This is a genomic window from Spongiactinospora gelatinilytica, assembly GCF_003236385.1.
GTDB classification, from domain to species: Bacteria; Actinomycetota; Actinomycetes; order Streptosporangiales; family Streptosporangiaceae; genus Spongiactinospora; species Spongiactinospora gelatinilytica.
On the sequence record NZ_POUA01000555.1, the window covers coordinates 1 to 3,486 of the forward strand.

Below are 3,486 nucleotides of genomic sequence, written 5' to 3' on the forward strand. Positions count from 1 at the left end.
CGACCGGGTCACCACCAGGACCAGCGCCACCTGCGCCGCCGCCCCCGCCGCCGCGCCGGCCAGGCCCAGCGCCCCGCCCCTGGCGACGGACGCCAGCGACTGCCGGGCGGTCACCGCAGCCATGAGGGCGGATGGCCCAGCCAGGGCGTGAGGCGGGAGTCCCAGGGCGCGAAGTGGGCGGCGAGGCGGCGGCGCAGCGAGGCAGGCATCGGGGCGGCGCGTGGACGGGCGTTGTGGCAGGCGAACCCGGGGACGGTCAGTTCGGGCAGGCCGAGGAACCGTAGCACCTCCGCATAGACGGTGGCCGGGGAGGTGAAGAACCGGTGGCTGTCCACCACCAGCAGGTGATCGCGGCCGACCAGCGGCTCGATCCGGGCGAGTTGTTCGGCGTAGCGGCCCCTGGCCAGGTACGCGTGGTGGCGGTGGGCGTGGCTGCCGGCCCGGGGGTCGGCGCACAGCCGTTCGGGTTCGCCGGCCAGCCGTTCGTCCTCCAGGAGCACCGCGCGCTCGAAGCAGGGTTCGCGCTCGTACCCCCGGGCCAGCTCGTGCGCATGGGCGGAATAGGCGCGTTCGACCGGATCGCGGACCAGGACGATCAACTTCACCCCGGGCAGTGCCTGCGCGATCCGGGCCGCCGCCAGCGGGTGGAAGAGGTAGTAGGGCGACGACTCAAACGCGATCGGGCGGTGCCCGTACATCCGGTGCAGGCGTGCCGCCGTGGCGCGAAGCGGGAAATGCGCGCGATACCACCGCAACCCATGCTCATAGGCCACGTCGAAGTAGTGGACGCCCTTGCGGAGCACCGGCTTGAGCACCAGCGGGTGCTGGGACAGCGCCCGGTACAGGGAGGTCGTGCCGCAGCGCTGCGCCCCGATGATCAGGAAGCCGGGCAGCACCCGCTGACCTGCGGTGAGCCGGCCCGTGGCCAGCGACACCGCGTGCGCGGAGCGCTTGACCGAGCGTCCGAGTGAGCCGGTGAGCGTACGCCCGATGGCCCCGGGCACCCCCGGCACGTCGTGCCGGTGGCTCAAAGGATCGGCTCCGCGTGGTCGATGAGCGGGGACAGCCAGGTCGCGGGCGGCCCGAACGGCTCGTGCCCGTCCGTGGCGTGCCGGTCGGCGAGCGCGATCAGGTAGCGCAGCACGGTCAGCCGGGCCTCGGCCGAGGACAGGCCGTACGGGGCGAGCACGCCCGTCGCCTGCGCCAGGCAGGCCCGGGCCGCCAGTGCCGGACGCATCCGCCGCAGCGCCCGGTGCAGGAAGAAGTGCACCGCGTCGAACCCCAGCGGCACCCCGGTCGCGAACCGCTCCCAGTCCCATACCAGCATCCGCCCGTCCGGCGCGGGCGCCATGTTCCAGGGCGTGAGGTCGCCGTGCCAGGCGTACCGCTCGCCGGGGCACAGCTCGGCGATCTCGCGTACGGTGGCGCGTACCATGTGGCCCGCGAAGCGCGTGCCCCGGGGATGGCGGCGGGGCACCGGCAGCGGCGACACCGCCAGCACCGCGAGCCCCCGCCAGCTCCCGTGGTGCAGCACGGTCGGCGCGGTCACCACCTTGAGCGGCAGGTCGGCGACCAGGCGCAGCGCCCGCGCTTCGTCCCCGACAAGCTTCGCGGTGCGCTCGGTGTCGCCGATCTTGACGTAGGCGGCGAGCCCGTCCGGCCCGTACGCCGAAAGGATCGGCTTGCGGTTGGCGCGCCGGGCCGGCCGTACGTGCAGGACCGTGCGGATCGGCATGCCCAGCACCTCGCCCAGGTGATCTTCGATCGACCCGCCATCGGCCGCCGGGACCATGACCGGCCTGCTCAGTGGGCCGTGCCACCAGCGGCGGCGGACCAGCCGGCGGGGCAGCCGGGCGTGCGGCAGCAGTGAGTACGCGGCCATCTCGCCGCTGTCTCCGCTGGGGAACAGCCGGTGTACGGTCTCGTCGAGATAGCGCACCCGGACACGAGCGTCATTCACGGTGACCCCTTGGCTAGGGACCCTCTCCATAGGAGGGCGAACGAGATCATGTAGAACGCGAGGGGGGTGAAGTAGCCGTCGTAGATGAGCATGTAGAAGAGCACCAGCAGCATGACCAGGACCCCGGCCAGGCCCACCGGGCTCCGGTCGCGCCACCACCGCAGCACCGCGCCGCCGAAGAACGCGATGTAGAGCGCGGCCCCCACGAACCCCTGGGCGATGGCCAGATGCCACAGATGACCGTCGCTGCCCAGCGGGGGATGCCCGCACTCGTCGCACCACTGCGTCTTGCCCGTGGTGATCGAACGGTGGTTGCCCAGCGCGTTGCGGGTGTTGCCGTAGCCGATGATCGGTGAGTGGGCGGCGGCGGCGATGGTCGCCGACACCGTGAAGGCGCGGACGTCGTTGCTGTGCGGGTTGTCCAGCCGCTGCACGACCACGGCCTGGAGGGGGCTTTGCAGGAAGAGCAGCGCCCCGGTGGCCGTGGCCGCGCAGACCGCGATGCGGGCGCGGGCGCTGAGCCGCATGAGCAGGTAGAGGGCGGCCAGGCCGATGCCGATCCACAGGCCACGGTTGAGCGAGTACACCACCGGTACGGCGGCCACCGCGAGAACCCCGGCGACGGCGAGCCGATGGCGGGGCCCGCCGTACACCCACCAGCCCACCACGAACCACACGGCGAGCACCGACAGGTTGCTGCCCCAGGCGTTGGCCCACTCGAAGGGGGCCTCGGGGCGGGGGGCGGCATGGCCGAGGACCTTCTGGGTCTGTGCGGCGGTGGGGTGGATCAGGTTGCTGACGAACGAGTTGCCGCTCACCCAGTCGGGGAGCGCGAGTTCGACCGGGGAGGTGAAGTGGAAGCCGGGCGCGAGCAGGCCCAGCACGCCGCCGGCGACGGTGATCACGAACAGCGCGCCGAGCATCCGGACCAGGGTGAGCTGCGGCAGCTCGCGCTGGGTGAGGTTGCCCAGGTAGAGCACGACGACGAGGAGCGCGGCGCAGAGCGCCAGGCGCATGAGGTGGCCGAGCACCCTGCCCTGGCTCAGGTCGCCGTAGGTGCCAGGGGGGTTTTCCGCCAGCATCAGCGCGCTCAGCGCCTGACCGGCCAGCAGGAGCAGCCACAGGCCGAACCCCGGCGGTACCTTGACCGGCCTGCGCCGCCACAGGATGACGGCCATCGGCACCGCCACGACGATCACCGACAGGCCGCCGAAGCCGAGGGCCCACCAGAGGGGATAGCCGATGAGTAACGCGGCGATCGGCCAGGCGGCCGGGTGGAGGCGCCAGCGCTTGCCGTGGGTCTGGGGAGTCACGTCTCGCGCCATGGATCGGGCGGATCTGAGTCTTCCAGCCAGGACTGAAGGGCGTTGCGGCTTCCGGCGGGACGTCCGCGTCCGGGCTCTTGGTCGGTGTTGTGGGGGGTTGGTGGGTCGTTGTGCTCGTCTCGGTCGTTGCGGCTGGGGGGATAGGGAGAGCTCGTCCGGCGACGTGCCGCCGGGGCGTCGGGGGCCGCGCGGTCGGGTGCG

The 3,486-nt window shown here is 72.7% G+C and carries 3 protein-coding genes; all 3 read right to left on the bottom strand.

Features of this window, described 5'->3' with window-relative positions; all coding sequences use genetic code 11:
• Positions 1 to 110: 110 nt before the first annotated feature.
• From C1I98_RS36770 to C1I98_RS36780, 3 genes are read right to left on the bottom strand one after another with little or no spacing between them, the layout of a single operon-like run.
• Positions 111 to 1,031, bottom strand: coding sequence for a sulfotransferase domain-containing protein (locus C1I98_RS36770; protein WP_306461946.1), 921 nt, complete (start codon positions 1,029 to 1,031; stop codon positions 111 to 113).
• A complete protein-coding gene (locus tag C1I98_RS36775; RefSeq protein ID WP_111171887.1) occupies positions 1,028 to 1,960 on the bottom strand; it encodes a hypothetical protein in 933 nt (310 codons plus the stop codon). The genes C1I98_RS36770 and C1I98_RS36775 overlap by 4 nt, the downstream gene beginning before the upstream one ends.
• Positions 1,957 to 3,273: an O-antigen ligase family protein gene (locus tag C1I98_RS36780; RefSeq protein WP_233508500.1), complete on the bottom strand. Its 1,317-nt coding sequence runs from the start codon at positions 3,271 to 3,273 to the stop codon at positions 1,957 to 1,959. Before C1I98_RS36780 ends, C1I98_RS36775 begins: the two co-directional genes overlap by 4 nt.
• Between the last annotated feature and the right edge of the window lie 213 nt (positions 3,274 to 3,486).